At 54.5% G+C, this 20,550-nt stretch carries 21 protein-coding genes, 1 tRNA gene and 1 other RNA gene; 6 read left to right on the top strand and 17 right to left on the bottom strand.

The genetic code is table 11. The annotated features are described in order from the left end of the window. Positions 1-25: 25 nt before the first annotated feature. From ftsL to rnpB, 4 genes are all read right to left on the bottom strand, one after another. Entirely contained in the window at positions 26-1,030 is a 1,005-nt protein-coding gene (ftsL, locus tag Absy_RS08265; protein WP_048854271.1) for a cell division protein FtsL, read from the bottom strand. Then, positions 1,027-2,046, bottom strand: a complete 1,020-nt coding sequence (gene rsmH, locus Absy_RS08260; protein ID WP_048854270.1) for a 16S rRNA (cytosine(1402)-N(4))-methyltransferase RsmH — start codon at positions 2,044-2,046, stop codon at positions 1,027-1,029. Before rsmH ends, ftsL begins: the two co-directional genes overlap by 4 nt. A gap of 3 nt (positions 2,047-2,049) precedes the next feature. Next, positions 2,050-2,532 (bottom strand): division/cell wall cluster transcriptional repressor MraZ, encoded by a 483-nt coding sequence (mraZ, locus tag Absy_RS08255; RefSeq protein WP_048854269.1) that lies wholly within the window; start codon positions 2,530-2,532, stop codon positions 2,050-2,052. A 309-nt stretch (positions 2,533-2,841) separates the two neighbouring features. Continuing rightward, positions 2,842-3,254, bottom strand: an RNA gene (rnpB, locus tag Absy_RS08250) — RNase P RNA component class A. A 95-nt stretch (positions 3,255-3,349) separates the two neighbouring features. Here rnpB and Absy_RS08245 point away from each other — a divergent pair. Further along, the gene (locus Absy_RS08245; RefSeq protein WP_048854268.1) at positions 3,350-4,405 is read left to right on the top strand and encodes an alpha/beta hydrolase; all 1,056 of its coding nucleotides are present in this window, start codon (positions 3,350-3,352) and stop codon (positions 4,403-4,405) included. Between the two features lie 30 nt (positions 4,406-4,435). Here Absy_RS08245 and Absy_RS08240 read toward each other — a convergent pair whose 3' ends face one another. Beyond that, the gene (locus tag Absy_RS08240; RefSeq protein ID WP_048854267.1) at positions 4,436-4,900 is read right to left on the bottom strand and encodes a hypothetical protein; all 465 of its coding nucleotides are present in this window, start codon (positions 4,898-4,900) and stop codon (positions 4,436-4,438) included. Then, entirely contained in the window at positions 4,897-6,432 is a 1,536-nt protein-coding gene (gene zwf / locus Absy_RS08235; protein WP_371861718.1) for a glucose-6-phosphate dehydrogenase, read from the bottom strand. Before zwf ends, Absy_RS08240 begins: the two co-directional genes overlap by 4 nt. Before the next feature lie 199 nt (positions 6,433-6,631). Here zwf and Absy_RS08230 point away from each other — a divergent pair, with 199 nt between their 5' ends. Then, positions 6,632-6,892, top strand: a complete 261-nt coding sequence (locus Absy_RS08230) for a DUF2312 domain-containing protein (protein ID WP_025826482.1) — start codon at positions 6,632-6,634, stop codon at positions 6,890-6,892. 42 nt (positions 6,893-6,934) lie between these two features. Next, positions 6,935-7,597 carry a hypothetical protein gene (locus tag Absy_RS08225; RefSeq protein ID WP_048854266.1) on the top strand — a complete coding sequence of 221 codons (663 nt, stop codon included), beginning with the start codon at positions 6,935-6,937 and terminating at the stop codon, positions 7,595-7,597. 59 nt (positions 7,598-7,656) lie between these two features. Here the strand turns inward: Absy_RS08225 and proB are convergent, their stop codons facing one another. The 6 genes from proB to Absy_RS08195 all read right to left on the bottom strand — a co-directional run bounded on the left by proB (position 7,657) and on the right by Absy_RS08195 (position 13,090). Further along, the gene (gene proB / locus Absy_RS08220) at positions 7,657-8,787 is read right to left on the bottom strand and encodes a glutamate 5-kinase (RefSeq protein WP_048854265.1); all 1,131 of its coding nucleotides are present in this window, start codon (positions 8,785-8,787) and stop codon (positions 7,657-7,659) included. Positions 8,788-8,844: 57 nt separating this feature from the next. Next, positions 8,845-9,864 (bottom strand): GTPase ObgE, encoded by a 1,020-nt coding sequence (gene obgE / locus Absy_RS08215; protein WP_048854264.1) that lies wholly within the window; start codon positions 9,862-9,864, stop codon positions 8,845-8,847. A 106-nt stretch (positions 9,865-9,970) separates the two neighbouring features. Then, complete coding sequence (gene rpmA, locus Absy_RS08210; protein ID WP_048854263.1) at positions 9,971-10,240, bottom strand: 50S ribosomal protein L27; 270 nt, start codon at positions 10,238-10,240, stop codon at positions 9,971-9,973. A 51-nt stretch (positions 10,241-10,291) separates the two neighbouring features. Continuing rightward, positions 10,292-10,606, bottom strand: a complete 315-nt coding sequence (gene rplU / locus Absy_RS08205) for a 50S ribosomal protein L21 (RefSeq protein ID WP_025826492.1) — start codon at positions 10,604-10,606, stop codon at positions 10,292-10,294. 207 nt (positions 10,607-10,813) lie between these two features. Continuing rightward, complete coding sequence (locus Absy_RS08200; protein WP_048854262.1) at positions 10,814-11,707, bottom strand: glucosamine inositolphosphorylceramide transferase family protein; 894 nt, start codon at positions 11,705-11,707, stop codon at positions 10,814-10,816. A gap of 57 nt (positions 11,708-11,764) precedes the next feature. Then, entirely contained in the window at positions 11,765-13,090 is a 1,326-nt protein-coding gene (locus Absy_RS08195) for a lipopolysaccharide biosynthesis protein (RefSeq protein ID WP_245614780.1), read from the bottom strand. Positions 13,091-13,124: 34 nt separating this feature from the next. Between Absy_RS08195 and Absy_RS08190 the strand changes: the two genes are divergently transcribed. Beyond that, the gene (locus Absy_RS08190) at positions 13,125-14,255 is read left to right on the top strand and encodes a CDP-glycerol glycerophosphotransferase family protein (protein WP_048854261.1); all 1,131 of its coding nucleotides are present in this window, start codon (positions 13,125-13,127) and stop codon (positions 14,253-14,255) included. Between the two features lie 170 nt (positions 14,256-14,425). Here Absy_RS08190 and Absy_RS08185 read toward each other — a convergent pair whose 3' ends face one another. Together Absy_RS08185 and Absy_RS08180 are read right to left on the bottom strand one after the other, a co-directional pair. Then, positions 14,426-15,520, bottom strand: a complete 1,095-nt coding sequence (locus tag Absy_RS08185; protein ID WP_048854260.1) for a glycosyltransferase — start codon at positions 15,518-15,520, stop codon at positions 14,426-14,428. Beyond that, positions 15,517-16,743 (bottom strand): CDP-glycerol glycerophosphotransferase family protein, encoded by a 1,227-nt coding sequence (locus Absy_RS08180; protein WP_245614779.1) that lies wholly within the window; start codon positions 16,741-16,743, stop codon positions 15,517-15,519. Before Absy_RS08180 ends, Absy_RS08185 begins: the two co-directional genes overlap by 4 nt. A gap of 389 nt (positions 16,744-17,132) precedes the next feature. Here Absy_RS08180 and Absy_RS08175 point away from each other — a divergent pair. Continuing rightward, a tRNA-Ser gene (locus tag Absy_RS08175) sits at positions 17,133-17,222 on the top strand. Positions 17,223-17,342: 120 nt separating this feature from the next. Continuing rightward, positions 17,343-17,738: a hypothetical protein gene (locus Absy_RS08170; RefSeq protein WP_048854259.1), complete on the top strand. Its 396-nt coding sequence runs from the start codon at positions 17,343-17,345 to the stop codon at positions 17,736-17,738. 1,083 nt (positions 17,739-18,821) lie between these two features. Here Absy_RS08170 and Absy_RS08165 read toward each other — a convergent pair. The 3 genes from Absy_RS08165 to Absy_RS08155 form a co-directional block, all read right to left on the bottom strand. Beyond that, a complete protein-coding gene (locus Absy_RS08165) occupies positions 18,822-19,406 on the bottom strand; it encodes a recombinase family protein (RefSeq protein ID WP_048854346.1) in 585 nt (194 codons plus the stop codon). 200 nt (positions 19,407-19,606) lie between these two features. Then, a complete protein-coding gene (locus Absy_RS08160) occupies positions 19,607-19,939 on the bottom strand; it encodes a type II toxin-antitoxin system PemK/MazF family toxin (protein ID WP_048854258.1) in 333 nt (110 codons plus the stop codon). After that, positions 19,936-20,193 (bottom strand): AbrB/MazE/SpoVT family DNA-binding domain-containing protein, encoded by a 258-nt coding sequence (locus tag Absy_RS08155; RefSeq protein WP_048854257.1) that lies wholly within the window; start codon positions 20,191-20,193, stop codon positions 19,936-19,938. Before Absy_RS08155 ends, Absy_RS08160 begins: the two co-directional genes overlap by 4 nt. Positions 20,194-20,550 lie beyond the last annotated feature (357 nt).

Raw genomic sequence — 20,550 nt, 5'->3', positions numbered from 1 at the left:
TCAGGAGGACTTTCAGCCAAAACGATCAGTTGGTTACAGGAACAGGTGCAGGCAGCGCATCGCTACCGCGACTCAACAAAGACCCGTTCGTATAACCGGAAGTCGCGCGGGCTTCCATATAGCCTTCGTTCAGGGGCGCTCTATGCTGGCGTACCGGGTGCCAGCTTGCGGCTGCAACAGGCAGCGGGTGGCGCACGGGGGTGGCATCATCGCTGTTCTGGGCCAGACGGCGGGGAGCCATGGCATCTGCCCGGCTGCTTGCAGCAGGGGCGACATGGCGTGTGGTGGCGGTTTCCGCATCATCCGCGCTGGCAACGCTTACAGTCTGCCGGGTAGGGCGGACTGCGGTTTCGGCTGCCTGTAAGGGCTGGCGGTGCGCCACACTTGCTGTGCGCACCACGGGGGCATCATGCGCAGCTGTGGGCTGTGCCGGGGTTGGGGCAACCAGAACATGCGCCACAGAAGGGGCCGGATTGTTCATGGCCACAACCATCGGGTGTGGGCGCACGGTGCGCACGGTGCGCACGGGCAGGGGGCGGGGTGGTGTTGCGTCTGCTACGGTGGCCGCGCGCTCGTGCTCAGGCTCCGGGGGAGCCATATGCGGTGTGGCAACTACGGCCTGTGCTATGGCAACGGGTGCTGCCACAGCTGCTACAGCAGCCGGTGGTGCAATAACCTTGCCGCCTGCCTGAGCCACGGCCTGTACGGTACCGGAGGCCGCAGGCGCTGCGTCCTTGGTTACATTAGGTAAGTGCTGCACCAGATCGGCCATGCGCACAAACTGGGCTGGTTCCATGGATTGCAGGTAGGCTGCGTGCTTGCTGACAAGTGCGCTCAGCCGTTCTGGCTGGTTTTCCAGTGCCCATTCCGTTCGTAGCATGGCGGTTTGCGCGCGCACGTGCTCGGTCTCATGAACAATGCTGGATATCTGCTGGTCCAGCAGGGTTGTCTGGTGTTTCTTTGTATAAAGGAAGAACCCCGATGCAATCGCCAGAACAGCGCAGCAGCATGTGAATGGGCGGGGAATCATGCACTCAATCCTTTAGTCAAAGAAGCGGATGGAGAAGGGCGTTTCATCATGGCGCGGAGCCGTGCGCTGCGGGCGCGCGGGTTGGCCTTGCATTCGGCATCGGTCGGGCGGATGGCCTTGCTGGTCAGGCCAGCAAAGGCGGGCGGGGCAACAGGTGCCAAAGATGCACGCGGGTCATGGCGGGAAAAGCTGACATCCTTGCCAAGAGCGCGTTGCATGGCACGCTTGACCAGCCGATCTTCCAGCGAATGGAAGGACACCACAACAAGCCGCCCGCCCGCGTTGAGCAGGGTCAGCGCCTGTTCCAGCCCGCGTTCGATCTCCCCCAGTTCGTCATTGACTGCAATGCGTAGCCCCTGAAAGCTGCGGGTTGCTGAATCAATGCCTGAACGGTCCTGTGGCACTACACTGCGAATGACTTCTGCCAGTTGCAAGGTGGTGTGGAGCGGGGTTTCTGCCCGTGCGGCAACAATGGCCCGGGCAACGCGGCGGGCGTGGCGTTCTTCCCCGTAAAAATGGAAAATATCGGCCAGTTCAGCTTCGGGCGCTGTGTTGATGATGTCCGCAGCGCTCCGGCCCTGCCGGGCCATGCGCATGTCCAGCGGTCCATCAAAGCGGAATGAAAAACCGCGTTCGGCCTCATCAATCTGGAAGGAGGAAACCCCCAGATCCATTACAATGCCATCAAAACGCGGAGCGTGGGCCTGCTCCGCCAGTTCGGCCATGTGGCCAAAGCTGCCAGCAAGCATATGCAGGCGCGAACGGCCTTCGGTTTGCTGCAAGGTGGCGCAAAGGGCCTGCCCACGTGCAATGGCATCCGGGTCGCGGTCTATGGCCCATACGGAACAGTCTGCCGCATTCAGTATGGCGCAGCTATAGCTGCCCCCGCCAAAGGTGCAGTCCAGAATGGCCTCGCCATTGGCCGGGGTCAGGTAATGCAGCACTTCGGCCAGCATAACCGGCACATGGCCACTGCTTGGAGGGGTAATGGTGGAGGGGAGCACAAGCGCATTCATGGCCTAGTCTTCCCTCTGGCTGCTGGTATGGGGGGCTGCGGGAATGGTTACACGACGGGACTTCTGCCGCGCTTCGGTCCGGCGCTGGCGTGCGGCCTCCGGCTCCCAGATCTGAAAAATACGGCCAACACCCATAAATGCCGCCGTCGGGGCATCCTGCAGACTGGCATGTTCACGCAAAAAATCTGGCAGAATCAGACGCCCCTCGCGGTCCGGGTCCATGGGGTAGGCATCTGCGTAAATGGCGGCTGCAAGATCATCATGTTCATCGGAGAACATATCCAGCCGGTCCAGTGGTTCGGTCAGGCGTGCAAAGGCCACGGCGGGCCACGCCTCTATGCAGGGCAGCGTATGGGAGGGGCGGAGAATCACCAGCGCGTCGCCTTCCTTTTGCTGGGACTTAAGAACAGAGCGGAACCCAGCAGGAATCGAGACGCGTCCTTTTGCGTCGAATCGATTTTCATGCGTGCCGAGGAACACACTCACGAAGTTCAGAAGTCCTTTCGAGCCAATGGTTTCTGTTCTTTGAGAGCGGGGAACATGGGGCCGCAACCATATTGTGTGGTCTGACGTGGGATAGCATGGGACAGCATGGGACGCAAATTAAAAGCGAAGAAAAAACAGCAGAAAACTGCCGTTTATAAAGTATTCATACTCTGCCTGTGCGGCGCACCCATGTATTGATCCTGTAGAATCGCACCAAAGGATGACATTATTTGTTCGTGTTATGTTCTTTTACAGTTCCCGAGGGGACATAAAAACCCATGCGGAGTTGCTGCACAGTGGGGGAAAGGTAATGCCAGACGGTCTGTAAGCCGGGTTCTGTCTAGCCCAAAAGGGCCTGGACGATCATTCCTCTGGGACATGTTTTGCAACATGCCTCACGCGACCAACCCGAACGACGGGGCGGGAGAACCCCCGAAACCCGAAAGTTTCTGCCGTTCCTATTCGGTCTTGCTCCCGGTGGGGTTTGCCGTGCCTCCCCTGTTACCAGCGGAGCGGTGCGCTCTTACCGCACCGTTTCACCCTTACCTTCAGCCCGTCCCATGGTTTCCCATGATACGGAACCAGGAAGGCGGTCTGTTTTCTGTGGCACTTTCCCTAAGGTCACCCTCGCCGGTCGTTAACCGGCACCGTTCTTCCCGTGGAGCCCGGACTTTCCTCCATTGTGCACAAAAGCGCACAACAGCGACCGTCCGACCGTCTGGCCCGCGCACCCTGCGTTGCCCGTTGGCGCAGGTCAAGGGCTTTGTGGCGGAAAAGCACTCTTGGCAGCAAAGGCAAGAGTGCACATCATACAGACATGTCGGATTTTTCGGTTCCATCTTCTGCATCCCGGCCGCTTGTGCCCAATCTGCCATCCCGCCTGCTGCTTTGGGGTATTCGCAGGCAGGAACAGCGCAAAAAAAAGCAGGCAGCCCGGAACGCAGCTACAGTTAATGCCAAAACAAATCAGCAGTCCCAGCCGCTGGAGCAGGGAATGCTGGCGCAGCAACAGCATTTTTTGCGTGTTTTGCGTAAGGCAATGGATACCCCTTCTTTTCCGCAAATCCTGTCCGCCTTGCCGTTGCGCCGGGTTGTTCGGCTGCGGGTGCCGGGGGCTGCGGGACCACTGGATGCACGGCTTTATATTCCTCGCGGGCGTGTGCGGGGGGCTGTTCTTTACCTGCATGGAGGCGGGTTTGTGCATTGTGGGTTGAACTCCCACCATGGGATATGCTGCCGTCTGGCCCGGGCTTCTGGCGCTGCTGTGCTCTTGCCGGATTACCGTCTGGCGCCCGAACATCCTTTTCCTGCTGCGGTGGAGGATGGCCATGCTGTTCTGCGCTGGCTGGCGCGGGCATCCGCCCGGTACTGGGGGGGGCAGGTGGCTGTTGCAGGGGATAGTGCAGGGGGTAATCTGGCGGCTGTGCTGGCGCAGGCTGGCAGGGCGGGGCAATGCCCCAACCCGGTTTTGCAACTGCTGTATTATCCCTCGCTCTATGGCCGCAACGCCTTGCCTTCGCAGCAGACATATGCGGAAGGGTATTTTTTATCCCGCAGGTCAATGGAATGGTATGCGGCCCAATATATCCGACGGGATGAGGACTGGACGCACCCGCGCTTTGTGCCGGGTCTGGCAACAGACCTGCACGGTTTGGCACAGGCGGTTATTGTAACGGCTGAGTGTGACCCCATGCGTGATGAGGGACATGCCTATGCGCAGGCCCTTAAGCGGGCAGGGGTGCCTGTGCTGTACCGTTGCTACCGGGGCACTCTCCACGCCTTTCTCAATTTTTACGCGCTTATGCCGCATGGCAAGGCCGCTTTGCGGCTTGGCGGGCGCGCACTCCGCAAAGCATTTGCGGGCAGAGTGTAAATTCTGAGCGGCGTATTAAAGGCCAGCGGATTAGGGAATGGGGTGGAACTGGTCGGGGGAGCCCTGATCGGAGAGGATAATCCGGTTCATGCGATCGACCTTGAGCGTGAACAGTTTGTTCAGTTCCCCTTTGGGAGCAGGGCAGTTGCCTGTGCTTTTTTCCATCACATCAATGCGTGATGCCGTGGGCTGGTCGTTGCCGTTCACCACAAACAGCAGGCATTCGGGTTTATCATGTGTCATGCCGTTCTGCGTGACCTTGAGCCGCAGGTGCTGGACCAGAGCCGTATCATCGTACCAGCTTTGAGCCGAGAATGTGTAGCGGTCCACCATGCGTTCAAGAATGCCGCTTTTTGCCAGCACAATCATCAGCACTGTCAGGGGGAGCACCATGGCAAGCCTGCGCAGAATATGCTGGCGCAGTGTCCGCTTGGCAAAAGGTCCGCGCTTTGGGGTGCTGGGGGAGGGAGTGGGGGATTTTTTTGTATTGGTCATGTCAGCATGTCTTCGTGCCATAAGGCGCCATCGCGGGCGAGCAGGGCTCTGGTGGAGGCCGGGCCCCAGCTACCCGCCGGGTATGGCTCAAGCGGGGTCATGGCATGGCGCCAGGAATTCAGAATAGGTTCGATCCATTGCCAGGATGCTTCAATCTCATCGCGGCGGATAAACAGGGCCGGGTCGCCGCGCACGGCATCGAGCAGCAGCCGTTCGTACGAATCCTGATAGGTGACGGAAAACGCGTTTTCGTAAGACATGCCCAGTTTGGCATTGCGAACCCGAAAGCCACCGGCTCCGGGGTCGCGCACGGCCATGACAAACGAGAGTTCCTCCCGCGGGGCAATGCGAATGACCAGCCGCCCCGGTGAGGGCATATTGGTAAAAATCGGCCAGACCTGCGGGCGGAACTGAATGACAATTTCGGTAGTTTTGGTGGCCAGTCGCTTGCCAGTACGCAGGTAAAAGGGGGTGTGACCCCAGCGTGCCGTGCGGATTTTGGTGCGGATGGCTACAAAAGTTTCCGTATTGCTGGCGCGGTTTTTGCCAAGGTCCTCGTTATAGCCGGGTACGTCCTGACGTTTGATCTCGCCTGCCACATACTGCCCGCGAATAACATTGCGGCGCACCATATCGGGTGTCATGGGGCGCAGGGCGTTCAGGACTTTCAGCTTTTCGTTCCGCAGGTCATCAGAGCGGAGGGAGGCGGGAGCATCCATGGCAACCATGCACAAAACCTGCAGCAGGTGGTTTTGCACCATGTCACGCAGGGCGCCCGATTCATCGTAATAAGAGCCGCGGCTGCCAACGCCCACAGTTTCGGCTGCTGTAATCTGCACATGGGCTATGGCCTCGGATGACCACAGTTTTTCCAGTACGGGGTTGGCAAAGCGCAGGGCCAGAATGTTCTGGACCCCCTCTTTACCAAGGTAATGGTCAATCCGGTAAATCGACTCTTCGGGGAAAAACTGCCCCACACCCTGATTGATGGCCCGTGCGGTTTCCAGATTAATGCCAATCGGTTTTTCCAGTACCACACGGGAGTGCTGGTTGATCAGATGGTGGCGGGCAAGGGCTTCGCATAATGGGGAATAAAGCGAGGGGGCGGTTGCCAGATAAAAAACACGGGGGCGGTCTTCTGCCGTAAGCAGGCTTTTGAGGGCCCGCCACTCCCCACCGGGCTGGAGTGCGTCGAGGGTAATATACGTCAGCAGTCCCAGAAAGTGCTGTAGGGTCTGCTCGTCCTGCGCTGTTTCGGGGGCAAATTCGCGCAAAGCCGCTTCGGTCTGCTCACGGAACTGCTCCGTGTTGAGCTCGGTTCTGGCAACGCAGATAATCTGGGCATCGTCACTGAATTCCTGCGCATGAAAGCGGCGCAGAAAGGCAGGGAGCAGCTTGCGGCGCGACAGATCGCCCGTTGCACCAAAAATGACAAAGTCAAAAGGTCCCGTGTGATTGACCAGAGCCATGAAAAAAACATTCCCGCAGGGGTGGTAGGCAGGGCCGCCGTCAATATGGGCGTTGACGTGCATTAACATGCCACAACGCAAAAAGGTTGTTGAGCTTATGGAAGGCTCAGGACGTGTTTGCAAGGGTTAGAATGGTGTGTGATCATTGACCACATGCACGCGGCACGATAAGCCCGCGCCTTTGGTAAGCGGCGGAATACGGGTTTTGTCATGTCCGTATTCATGAGCCTGAGACAACGATGCGCAACAAAGGGAGCCGAACATGGATGGCGAACATGAAGACGCAGCAGTAGGCGGCATTGCCGCAGACCGTCTGAGAAGCATTATTGAGCGGGTCGAACGGCTTGAAGAAGAGCGTAAGGCTCTGGCTGGCGATATTAAGGACATTTTTACCGAGGCCAAATCCGCCGGGTTTGATGTTAAGGTTATCCGCCAGATTATTCGCCTGCGTAAACAGGAGCCGTCGGAAGTGGAAGAGCAGGAAACCCTGCTGGACATCTACCGCCGCGCTTTGGGCATGTAATATGCGCCGCGCAAGCGCAACACAGGGTCGGGACGGCTTTTCATGATGACATTGTCTTTTCCCGAATGGGTGCCGCTCTGGGGCCAGTTGCTGGTTCTGGGCGTGGGCATTGTGTTCGGGCTTGCGTTTATGATGATGCCTTTTGCCGTTTTTGGCGTCAAAAGCAGGTTGGCCGAACTCTCCCTCCAGCTGGAGGAATTGCAGGCGGAACTGCGCGCACGCGCCATGCAGGGGAACGGAGCCTCCAACGGGTGGACCAGTATGGACCCCGAAGGATCGCTCCCCTTTGCCCGCCGTGCGGGGGGCGAGGACCGGCCCGTGGTGGAAGAGGTACGCCCGCCCGTGGTGGAAAAACCTCAGCAGCCACGCAGTACACCCGTTTTTGCCGAGCTGCGCGCCCCCAGGGTGTCGGATGCCTACGAGCCACGGCAGGATGCGCCACCAACACCCCATTTGGACCCGGAACCATACAGGTCCGCTCCAGTCCGCCGTATGCCGTGGCATGAGGAAGAGGCCGGACGACCTGCCAGCGGGGCAGAAATTCTACGCCGCTCCAAAGCTCCTGATGCGAATCAGGAAGCTTACAGACCCGATTTTTCGCACGATATGGGGCCGCAGCGCACGTCCACAATGGATACACGCTATGACGACCATACCGGGCGGTCAGAACCGGTGCTGCATTTTCCATCCCGCCAGAAACCGTAAGCAGTTACGGTGCCCTGGCGGGTAGGCAGATCAGGTTTCAGTAAGGCAGAATGGTCAGTTCAGATCATAACGAGATCATCTCGGTGGATGATCTCGTCCCGGCCCTGCCGGCCCAGAATACTGGCTGTCTCACTTGAGTGGTGTCCGGCTATGCGGCGTGCCTCATCCGCATCATAGGCAGCCAGCCCGTGGGCAAGAATACGCCCGCTGGCGTCCACCACTTCCACCAGATCCCCTTGCGTAAAGTTGCCCTGTACGGCCAGCACCCCGGCGGGGAGCAGTGAGCCACCTTTGCGCAGGGCTTCGGCTGCACCAGCATCCACCTTGATCTCGCCCGAAGGGTTGAGGCTGCCTGCAATCCATTGCTTGCGGCCTGTATGGCTGTTGGGCTGGGGCAAAAACCACGAACAGCGCGCACCATCCATAAGGGCGCGGAGCGGGTGCATGGTTTTGCCAATGGCAATGGCCATGGCACAGCCAGAGCGCGTGGCAATGTTTGCTGCCAGCAGTTTGGTGCGCATTCCACCAGAGGAATAACCCGGCGGGGGTTCGCCCCCCATGGCTTCGATCTCGGGCGTCAGGCTCTCAATAACTGGCAGATGCGTTGCGTTGGGGTTGGTGCGCGGGTCGGCTGTGTACAGCCCATCAATATCGGAGAGCAGAACAAGCTGATCCGCATCGGTCATTTGCGCCACACGGGCCGCCAGCCGGTCATTATCGCCAAAGCGGATTTCGGCTGTGGCGATTGTATCATTCTCGTTAATAACCGGCACACACCCGAGTTCCAGCAGGGTGTTCAGGGTTGCACGGGCATTCAGGTACCGTTTGCGATCTTCGGTATCTTCCGGGGTCAGCAACAGTTGGGCTGCGGTTAGCCCATGGGCGGACAGAGCATGGCTCCATGCCTGCGCAAGGCTGATCTGGCCTACCGCGGCCGCGGCCTGCTTTTCTGCCAGTCGTAGCGGGCCTGCCGTTAGACCCAGCGTGTGCCGTGCCAGAGCAATAGCCCCGGACGAGACAACACTGACCGCAACACCCTGCTGGCGCAAAACGGCTATGTCCGCGGCAACACTTGCCAGCCATTCCTGCCGTGGTGCTGCTTTTTGCGGGTCCACAACCAAGGCGCTGCCGATTTTGATAACCAGCCTTTTTGCACGGAGGAGAGAGGGGCGGGTAAGGTCTGTGCTCATGGACTAATCCGTTAGGGGGCGCTCCCCCTTCCAGCTATGGCATGGGTTAAGGAGTGGTCAGGACTGGGCTTCTGCATCATCCCGGCGGGCTGCGGTTACGGTATTCTGCAAGAGCCGTAACAGTTCCGGAACGCCCTGCCTTGTGGCGGCGGAAATGAGCAGAACAGGCGCACCACTTGCTTTTTGCAAGGCTGCACGGCGGGCCGATGCCTCACGCGGGGTCATGGCATCGCTTTTGTTCAGGGCAATAATTTCCGGCTTTTCGGCCAGCCCGCCACCATAAGCAGCCAGTTCGTGCCGGATGGTGCGCCATGTGTCCACCACGTTGCCAGCAGCCCCATCGACCAGATGCAGCAGTACGGCGCAGCGTTCTACATGCCCCAAAAAGCGGTCGCCCAGCCCTGTGCCTTCATGCGCGCCTTCAATCAACCCCGGAATGTCCGCCACCACAAACTCTTCGGTCATGGAGAGGCGGACAACACCTAGCTGCGGGTGCAGGGTGGTAAAGGGATAATCCGCTATTTTGGGCCGTGCGGCGGACACAACCGACAAAAAGGTGGACTTGCCAGCATTGGGCATACCAACAAGGCCCACATCTGCAATCAGTTTAAGGCGCAGCCATACCCAGCGTTCCTCACCCGGCCAGCCTTTGTCCGAGCGGCGCGGGGCGCGGTTGGTGCTGCTTTTGTAGTTGGCATTGCCAAAGCCGCCATCCCCCCCACGGCACAGGGTAACCCGCTTGCCTGCAACGTCCAGATCGGCCAGCAGGGTTTCCCGGTCATCATCCATGATCTGGGTGCCGATTGGTACTTTGATGATGACAGGCGGGGAGGCGGCTCCAGTCCGGTCGGAACCTGCGCCATTGCCCCCCTTGCGGGCACGGAAATGCTGGGTATAGCGAAAATCGATCAGCGTGTTCAGGTTGGGAACCGCTTCAAAAATAATATCGCCCCCACGCCCGCCATTGCCGCCGTCCGGGCCGCCAAATTCAATGTATTTTTCCCGACGGAAGGCTGTCACACCATCTCCACCGTCGCCTGAGCGAACGTAGATTTTAGCTTGATCAAGAAACTTCATGACATACCTTCCGCCCCGGAACACGAAAAAGGGCCGAACCTTCCGGCCCGGCCCTGTTTTGCGTTCCAGCTACGTTAAAAAACGCAGGCTGGAAAAACCAGCCCGCTTATTCGGCTGCGAGGGGCAGCGCATCAACAGAAACGTGGACGCGGCCTTCTGCACGGCGTTCAAAACGCACATTGCCGGGAACCAGAGCAAACAGCGTGTGGTCGCGGCCAACGCCAACGTTTACGCCAGCCTTTACCTTTGTGCCACGCTGGCGAATGATAATGTTGCCAGCAAGAACCTGCTCGCCACCAAACTTTTTTACACCAAGGCGGCGTCCGGCGCTATCGCGCCCGTTACGGGATGAACCGCCAGCTTTTTTTTGTGCCATGACCTAAGTCCTCCGTGGTCGTAACCGATCTGATCTTCCTGCGGGAGGAAATCAGGCGGCGTTAATTTCCTGAATGCGCAGAACGGTAACCGGCTGACGGTGGCCGTTTTTGCGGCGGCTGTTCTGCCGACGGCGCTTCTTGAAGATGATGACCTTCTTGAGGCGGTCCTGAGCGATGACGGTTGCCGTCACCTTTGCGCCAGCTACAGTGGGAGCACCAATGGTGGTGCCGCTCTCGCCACCAACGGCCAGAACGTCATCAAAGGTGATGGTGGAGCCGGCTTCGACTTCCAGCTTTTCTACCTTCAGCACCATGTTGGGCTCAACCCGGTACTGTTTGCCGCCCGTGCGGATAACTGCGAACATAAACTGTCTCTCTTTCCGATCTCTTGACCCTCGCGGCACCGCAGGCACAGGCGAAAGATCAGCTCGCTTTTTATTCTTTGGTCGCGGCTTTGCGCAACATGCTTCCATCTGCGTGGATTAGCGGGGCTTTTACTGGCAGACTCGCCGCCACGTCAACAAAGAACTTCCATATGCTCCCGATTGCGGTGCCACAACCTGGACTGATGCCTAGCGGGCCAGAATTTTTTTGACTTCGCGGTATGCCTGTAACCCAATTCCGTAAGCAGAGAGGTCGGTATATTTTGCGTCGATTAACGTTACATCCCCCACGGCGGAGAGCGTGTGCATTCCTTCTGTATAAGGGGCATAGCTGTCTGGCCGACGTATGGGGCTGCCTGCATGGGTTACAATCCGCTCGGGTGTGAGCTCATCAAACGTGAGCGGGCGGATCGCTCCACCATATGTCTGTGTGCAGTCCTGCACAGGCAGGACCAGTTTGCCATTGACCACACAGGGGGTGCCGCCGGGGCGGGTGCTGGCAACATCCAGCCTGACCGGGTTGGCGGGGTGGTGGTGCCATGGGCCAGTCAGGCTTTTGGCATAAGCAACGTGGAGTGCCCCTATGGGGCGGGTCGCGCAGGCATAAAACAGCCACCATAATCCGTTATGGAAAAACGGTGTGGCGTCTATGGCTATGTCAGCCCCAAGATCAATAACCGTTGCTTCCTCCCACTGGTCGGGGAAGTGTTTGCAGCGGTAGAGTGTAAGCCTGCCAGAACGGTAGGCTTCGGGCAGCATCCATGTTTCTCCCTCTGCTTCAAACACATAGGGGTAGGAGAGGTGCCATGGGGTCTGGAGCACCTTGCGGTGCGCGGTCAGGGTCAGGCTGGCATCGTAAATAAGGACGTCGATGCTGCCAATGCGCACACGATAATCATAGTCTTCTACAAAAACGTGGAGCCTGCCATTCCGCCACAGACCAAAAGGATCTGCACGAAAACAGTAGCGGCGCATCGGGGGCGTCCATGTCACAGGCAGACCGGCCAACGTGCCTTGCGCCAGTATGGTGGAGAGTGGGCTGTTTACAATGCCTACGCGCCAGATGTCTTTTCGCAGTCCCATTGAGCGTGTTCCGGTCATGGTGGGGGAAGGGTAAGCGGTGTTGTATGTTGGAATTGTTCAGGAGGTACTGGCCGTTAAATCAGTTCTGAACAGCCATATGCCTACAAACCGGGAGGCCAGAACAGCAGCGCTGCACATAAGTGTCGCCAGGCAGGCTCCATATAACCCCATCTGGCAGGTTAGGGCGTAAAGGGCCGGAAAGTACAGGAATGTTATGACTGTTCTGTTGATTGTTAAAAACCGGACACGGTTCATAACGGTTAGCAACGGGTCCAGGGGGACCAGCAGCAGGTTACATGCCGTGGCGATCAGCATCATTGAAATATACACGGATGCGTTGTCGATTGAGGTATGGAACATGAAAGAAAAGATTTTGCCACCCGAAAAAAACGATGCAACCACAAGTGCCAGAGAAAGGAGGAGAAGAGCCATGAACATGACGAATGTGAGTTTTTTTAATCCTTTCCAGTTATTCTGATCGCGCATTTTAATCAGTTCTGGATAAAGAACGGGAGAGAGGAGTTGCGCTGGTGTTGCCATGGCGTCCGCAATCTGCCGTGATACCCGAAAAATAGCGGCATCCGTAGGGCCAAGATTGCCCCCGATAATCAGGGTTGCAAGCTGCCCGGAGATCGAGCCGAGAGTTTGATTCAGGGTAATGTTGCGGGTAAAGGCCCACATACCGGCAAGCTGCCATTTTCGATTTTGGAAAGCGTGCGCGTAAATATTGAAAATATTGATTTTAATGGAAGAGAGTGAAAAATAGACATATAGCGAATAATCAATAATCCGCGCAAATGCCCATACAAACAGGAAGTATCCTAAAGTCAGGTGGAGTGCGTAGCCAATTATAACGGCAGATGTCTGGAATATAGAGGCAGAAAAATCCACAATGGGAACAAGGTGGAATTTTCCCGATAGTCTTAAAATCCCATTCATCCACCCCGTATACATAAACGGGCTACAAAAAGCATAAATAAAGGCGAGCGTTATGGTGTGTTGTGACCAGTTGGCCATATGCCCATAAGCAAAGGCAAGAATTATCCCCAGCACTAACGCGGTTGCGGCGGAGAGCGTGTCCAGGCGGATGGAAAAACCGATAACCTGTTTAAGTAGTGGCAAGTCCTTACGGGCAAATGCTTCGCTACCAAAGTGAATAAGTGTCTGCCACGATTGCATCCGGGAGACCATGGATGCTGTGGAGGCCAGTGAGTGAATAAGGATTAACAAACCAAAGTCAGCAAGCCCCAGAGTTCTGACGGTGAGCGATATGTAAATGAAGCTGCATAACGCATTGCCAATGCGCCCGGCTGTTAGAAAGCCGACATTGCGGAATATGCTGTTGACGGTTGATTTGTTGCTAAGCATAACCTTGTCGACCATAAACCTACGCATTTGTCCATGACTGAGGGGTTCTGTGTTCAGAGTCGCTTTTATTTATATTGCTGAGCCCTACCAGTGTTACCATACCGCGTCTGTGGCCTCTGCTCTGGCCCGCCTTCCCGGTTATCAAGTTACCGAATATGTCAACTTCCCCGAAACTGTCGCCCATTTAAGCAGGATCAGGCGGGATCTTAATGCGCCTGATTTGCCGGTTAAGTTCTTTAAAAAATCTCCGTTAGCAAAGCTCCTTGGTCGTGCCAAGCGGTTTGATCGTGAACGGATTGTTATTCTGCGGGAAAATATTGCAGAACTGAATGGTTATGATGCCATTGTTGCAACGGAATATACTGCTGGTATTTTAAAAACCATGGGTTTGAAAAAGCCCAAGCTGATTTGCATCATGCACGGTGCAGGGGACCGGCTTGTTAATGATGAAGTGTTGATCAGGAATTTTGATTTTACTCTTCTTCCCGGCCCCAAGGTGGAAAAATATTTCCAGAACATGGGGTATCTGAATGCCCAAAATTCCAAAATAATAGGGTATCCAAAGTTTGATGTTTTTGAAGCAGTCAGGCAGAAAAAGCCCTTCACGTTCAAAAATGGCAAAGATTTTGTTCTGTATAATCCACATTACCAAAAGAAACTCAAAACATATGATACCTGCCTGAACAAAATGATTGCGGGCTTTGATAAGCAGGATACTTATAACCTCTTAATTGCACCACATATTAAAATATTTCACAAAGGTTTTGGATTTTATAAAAAAGCATTAAAAAAGAAAAATACCCACACTGTATTTATAGATACGGGGTCTCCAGCAATGCTGGATATGACATATACAGCATCAGCTTCCATGTATATAGGCGATGGCAGTAGCCAGGTTTATGAGTTTCTGGCTAATCCACGCCCCTGTATTTTTTTGAATCCAAAAAAACTGGAATGGCGGGGTAATCCAAACTTTCTTCATTGGACATTGGGGGAAGTGGTGGAAACGCCGGACCAGATTATGCCTGCTGTGTTCAGGGCTTTTGACAGGCATGAGTTTTACAGACCGTTGCAGGAAAAACTGTTTTTAGAAACTTTTGGCAGTCCGGTTCTGGGGGCTTCGCAACGTGGTGCAGATGCAATCTGTGAGTATTTGGGGAGCGAGAATCAAAAAACATGAGATTTATTAGAGTGTCTTGAAATTTTCTATTATGGGGGGCTGTTGTGAAAATTTAATTCATAACAACAATTATCCCAAGTTTCGTGAGTATAATGGTTTGTCGGTGGGTGAAAATAATTCCCCGATCACCCCGATATGAATAACAAAAAATTTCCAATAAATAAGGGTTTTTACCTTCTGGATTTTTTGTCTTCCACAATTTGTTCAACGCGGGCCAGAATACGTTGACCAGTCTGGTCGAACTGTTGTGCACCAAAGCGTGTCAGTACTGTGGAACGGGCATTTTGGCCCATAGATGCCAGTTGCATGGGGTGGCGGAGCAGTTCTTCTAAGGCGTTAGCCAATGCGTTGACATCCGTGGGTGGTACAAGGCGGCCAGTTTGTGGTGTAATGGTGGAAGACATTTCCCCCGCATCCGAGGCAACAACGGGCAGGGCGGCCAGCATAGCTTCATGCGCTGCCAAACAGAAACCTTCCCATAAGGAGGGTTGCACATAAAGATGCAGGTGGGTCAGAAAAACTGCCGGGTTTTTAATATGCCCAAGAATGCGTACAGGGAGTTTTTCGCGTGCGATCAGCCCTTCAAGGGTAGGGCGTTCCTCGCCTTCGCCACCAATTACGACTTCAAAAGGCGGTAGATCTGGGCGTGCCTGCAATTTTGCAATAGCCGCACAGAGTGTGTCGTACCCTTTAACGGGATGAAGGCGACCAAGTGTGCCAATGCGTATGGGAGAACCTGGCTGCCACGGGCTGGCGGTTGGCGTATGAGGGTCAGCCCGAAAAATAGGCCATTCCACAAGCTGGTCGGGCAGAACACCCAAGGTCAGACGCGTCTGTTCCGCTACGCAGGATGAGTCCGCAACCCAAAGAGCACTTTTGGTTTTGAAGCGCCTGAGCAGGGCAGCATTAAACGGTTTAAGCCGGGCGGAATGCTGCCAGCTTACAACCGGAATGTTCTGCCATTGACCTACCAGTTGGCCCAATAGTGTGGCACGGCTGAGGGATGTCCAGAGCACATCGGGTTTGTAATGGTGCATTTGCTGGTTTAACCAGCGGATGGCGGCCACGTGGTCTTTGCGTGTGCCGGGGCGGATATGGAGTGTTAACCCTGCATCTTCCAAGGGTTCAATTGCTAGACCGTTGCGCCGTGTAAGTGCAAAAACCTCTACGTGATGACCGGCGTCACGCATGACCTTTGTTATGGCTGGCACGGGCAGGGCTGCACCACCGCCTTCTACCGAATTAATGATATAGGCAATCTTCATCGGCGTGCGGTTTGCAAAAAACGTACAATGGCATCCGCAGCACCGGGAGATGTTGGGCCTTTATCCAGATGTTCAAAGGTTTCGGCTACATAGGCGTGTTGTTTGTCTGCGTATTCATCCGGGTGGGCAAAGGCGTTGGCCAATGCTTTGTCCAGTGCGTCAGGGGTATCTATAACCTGACCCAATGTCCAGAAACGGTAATCTTTATTATTCTGCCATGCTGCATGGTGCGCATTGAGGAAAATACAAGGTCGAGGTCGGATCAGAAATTCTGCGACCTGACTGCTGACATCCCCCAAATAAAGGTCTGCTGCCATGGTATAGGTCATATCGATACTGCGGGTGCTGCCTGTATCGATCAGGATGTTCTTATATTGGGCATAGCGTTTGACCAGTGCATCGGCCTGTTTCTGGCGACCGTTGAACAGACGGTAATGGGGCGCGCAGATCAGGTTGTAGCGGTCCTGATTGGCAAAATGGCGCAAAATGGTTTCGCCAAACAAATACCAGGAGGTCAAGCTGCGTGAAAAATGTGGGTTATACAGAATAATAGGCTTGTTGTTATCAAACAGGCGAGGTTTCTGCTTTTGCAGGCGCTCGACAATATCAAACTTGGCGTAAGTCCCCATATGGTATTCACCGGGGGTGATCAGGTCGCGCTCCAGCAGTCTTTCTTCCACTTTTTTGCCAGAGAGGAGAACAAAATCAAATCGTTTGATGTCTTTGGCAAACCCAATGGCACGGTCGCCAGCGCCATGGCGCGTCCATATGTAAAGGGGTTTGGTAACCCCCATGCGCTTGAGATAAAGGGATGTGCGCTCTGGCACCACAATAGCTTGGAACTGCTCAAAATAACGGCGGCTGAACAGTAAGGCGGCCAGTCGCTCAATCGGGCCGGGACCATTCCGTGCAATCAGCTTTTCCAGCCATGCTGGAAGAGGGAGGAGGTCGTAAATAACGTGCGCTGCAGGATAAAGCTTGCCCAGAGAGCGTGCATAATCAAGATGGTGCCGGGTAGGGCAGGTTACATGTACTTCCACATTGGGATGACGGGCCGCCATTTCAAAAGCAATGGGGAGGGAATGGAGCGTCTGGTGCGGCTGGGCGATCAGAAGAAAGACCACTTTGAGTGCTTTTGGCGCAGTCTGGTAAGGAGCCTTTTGTACAGGCGTATCCTGAAAGGCTTCCCCCATGATCTGAAGCGGTTTGTGGCGATCTGTCATATTAAAAAAATGGCTGCACAGGCTCATATGGCAAGCAACGGCTCTTTCCTAGGAGGAAGCGGGCACCGTAACCCGGTTGCCTCGCAGGCACCTCATTCCATTCAGTGTCAACAAAGACACAAGATTGACCGCTGACTTGCGCCAGATAGCGCTCAGCGTCAAGACGCAAACAGCCGGAGTGTGGGGTTGAATAAACGCATGAAACCTCACTTAATATGGATGTCTGATACATATTTTGACTCATCCATGTGCTTTGTGGAGCCTTGTCGGGCTAGCTGGATGTGCCGTGGATGCTGGAAGCATGTAATCCACATGAGCAATCATGCCTCAATAATCCTGCGGATCAACGCTTGCGTATTTGCGTGAGCACACCTATAAGCCATGGCCACGGAGAGGTGCCAGAGCGGTCGAATGGGGCGGTCTCGAAAACCGTTGTGCGAGCAATCGTACCGAGGGTTCGAATCCCTCCCTCTCCGCCAATGATTCCAATGACTTAGACGGATGTTCCTGATTCGTCCAAGGTCATTAAATCCGTTTTTTTGCGACAATTTGCGACAAACGCTAAAATCATCCTCAGAAACGAGCAGGGTCTGTTTGTCATGGAGATGGCAAAAATGGCGAAGCATACAAAGACGAAAGAGCCGGGAATTTACTATCGCGGCCCGGCTCAATATGAGGTCAAAATCCGGCGTAAAGGCGTGGCTATAAGCCGTACATTCGATACCCTTGCCGACGCTCTTCATTTCAAAGCGATGGCTGTCCACGAGACACATATCCATATCCCATGCTTCAAAACGGCTCTGCCCGCGATGTGCCGCTTATCAGGGCCGCTTCAGCGTACATCCACGCTATGCGAAACACCCGGCCGCGCCGATTGGATGGCTGGCTTTTTGGCGATCCTGATGTCGATGCGGATGATGGCGGTTTCACAACATGGCATGTCCAGTATCATGACCGTGCTGCGACAAAGCGTGCCGGTCTGGCGAGTGAATTGACTTTTCATGACCTGCGCCACGTCGGATGCACCCGCCTTGCGCTATTGCATCGGGATTGCTTTGAACAGGCGAAGACCACAGAACACAAAGACCCACATATGTTGATGCGGTATTATAATCCCAGCATTGTTAACCGTGTCGCGCAGATCAGGACGCGGGAACGGGTGTTGGCGATTTGGTGATAAGGGCGTGACTATGGCTCCTGCTGGCGTTTTTGTAAGCTGAAGCCTGATAACGCTTTAGTCATTATTATCTTCCTTGGAAAAATACCTTATTATATTATCAGTTCTCCATTTTATGGAGAAATCAGATATATCTCCTATATTTACTAGTGATATATCTTCCCGCGCTCTTCCGAGTTGGTGGGATGTGTAAGTGCAAACTTGTAATCATTTTGGTGGGAATAAGATTTATCTTTTACAAACAAGGATGAAATTCAATCCGTCTGCCTGCTGCGCGTTGCATCATCTGCGTAACGCAGTAACGCAGTAATGCATGTAATAGTGGTTTTGATTTATTTTTGCAAATTATAGTCAGTATTTCTATAAATTTAATTGGGTTCATTAAAATAGCCCACTGACTAAATTTCCTTATATTTCCATTTTTCTCTATTGCACTGAGCAGAGATAATAAGTTCACGTCATCTAAATGGTTCGAGTAAATTCCAATACTATTAATGTGATCCGAATTGATTGTATCGCGTCCAATGGATACGGATTCTATGGCGTTAGAATGAAGTAAATAAATCAAACTTTCACCCTTATCACCACGACCATCTTTTGGATCACCTCCACTGAAGCTATATTATGTCCCGAATTTTAAATTTGCCTTTGATAAAATCATCGGCGTATTCTTCCTCGCTTAGGAATTTTATAAAATGGATAATTTCTGCAATCACGTAATTACTTCGAATTTTCCCCGAATAATGCCATTGAAGCTAGGGGGAGGCTCATCCATCGCCTCACCGCCAATTTCCCTATCAGAGATCGACTAAACACAGAAACTTCTTAGGTATCTCGACTCAAAAAGGGTGGTTTTCGGGTTCTGGTCAAGCACTCATCATGTTTTCGCAACATTAAGTGTTCAAAAAGCGGCTTTTTGAAGAGTATTTTGAGCCGTGATACGCTGAATCGTCGAGATAGAAACGCCCAGGATGTCAGCGATCTGGCCGTTTGTATGCCCTGATGCGGACATCGTCAGAGCGTGGCCCCTTTGTCTTATTGTCAGTTTTGGCCGTCTGCCCAGCCGTTTCCCGGCCGCTCGTGCGGCTTCCAGTCCAGCCAATGTTCGTTCCTTGATGATCTCCCGTTCAAACTCAGCAAAAGCGGCAAGAATGGTCAGGAATAGCCGGCCATTCGGTGTGTTTGTTTCGACCCCAATGTTAAGAATTCTCAGGTTTATACAGCGCTCATTCAAAATCCGAATGAGACCAATCACGTCCACAGTATCCCGCCCCAGTCTGTCCAGCTTCGCAGCAATCAGACTGTCTCCAGCTTCCAGCATTTTCAGCAAAGATGACATGCCGGGGCGAGACATTGCTGGCACACTGCCAGAAATGATGTCTTGAGTGATCATATCGTCTGACAACCCCTCGCGACGTAAAGATAGCAGTTGCGGGTCGTTTGTCTGACCTTCAGTTGACACCCGTGCATAGCCATACCGCTTCATAACCATAACCCCCGTTTTCGATCAGCATTCAATCAGTGGTTTTTGGCGTGTTTCAATACGACAAGCTGATGTTCAAAAACCACCCTTTTTGACTCGTAACGGGGATTGATTAGGGCAATTTAACGGTTCCGAAAGACTGAAGGGGGGGGCCTTGGGGGCGACGGTATCCCGGCTGCCGCCGGGGTCGCGTCCACGTCATCTCACTCGAAGATCGTCACCACCTTCGCCAGAACCTCGTCCATGATTTCATCCGGTAAGGTCTCAACCAGCCGTCCATTCCTGGCGTTGATGTCCAGAACGCGGGGCTGATCGCACCGGATGATTCCTGTCGTCTCCGTTCCGCTTCCGGTCAGTGACACAGCGAACCCCAGACGCCGCGCGAAGTCCCCGCCATTCGTGATGGGCAGGATGACGGGCAGGCGCGTGGCCCTATTGAAATCGTCGGGCGATACGATCAGGACAGGCCGGTATCCTTGCTGCTCCCGGCCTTCGGTCGGGTCAAGATCGACTTTGTAAATGTCGCCGCGCTTCACAGAATCTCGCCCCCGACTGCCGGCGCATCGACCCACTCCCGATCTTCCTGGGTGTGCGGCCCAGAATAGTCCGACGCGGCCAGCAGTTCGGCCATCGTGTATTTCGTCTTCGTTTTCGGTTCGACAACAAGGCGTCCCTCGGACACGCTGATTGAGACCTTAGCCCCTGCGGACAGATGCAAGGTCTCAAGGACGGCGGGAGGGACGGCCATCATGACCGATCCGCCGACCTTGCGGAGATTGGTGGTGTGCATTGATCGCTCCTGGTTGGATAGATGTTATATTGAAATATAACATACCTATGGAGACGCTTCAACGGTAATCAGCCTGGCGGCTTCGTAAGCTTCCGGTGTGAGACGCCTTGTTGAGTTTATGGTGTGGTGATGTGTTCTGTTCATGACAGAGCGATCAGAACAGAATGATGCTTGTGTCGCAGCGACATTCGCTGCGACAGCATCGCGAGCCCTTCATCCGGTTATTGAAATTGTTGGCGAACGGCGCCGGGCCTATGATGACGCGTTCAGGCGTCGGGTTGTGCTGGCTTCTTATGAAACTGGTCAGTCAGTCCGTGTGAATTGCCCCGGGTTTTGTGGAGACGTTTTTATCTGAAC

Source organism: Acetobacter syzygii (genome assembly GCF_000964225.1).
Taxonomy (GTDB): Bacteria; Pseudomonadota; Alphaproteobacteria; order Acetobacterales; family Acetobacteraceae; genus Acetobacter; species Acetobacter syzygii.
This window is presented reverse-complemented; position numbering and strand designations above follow the sequence as displayed.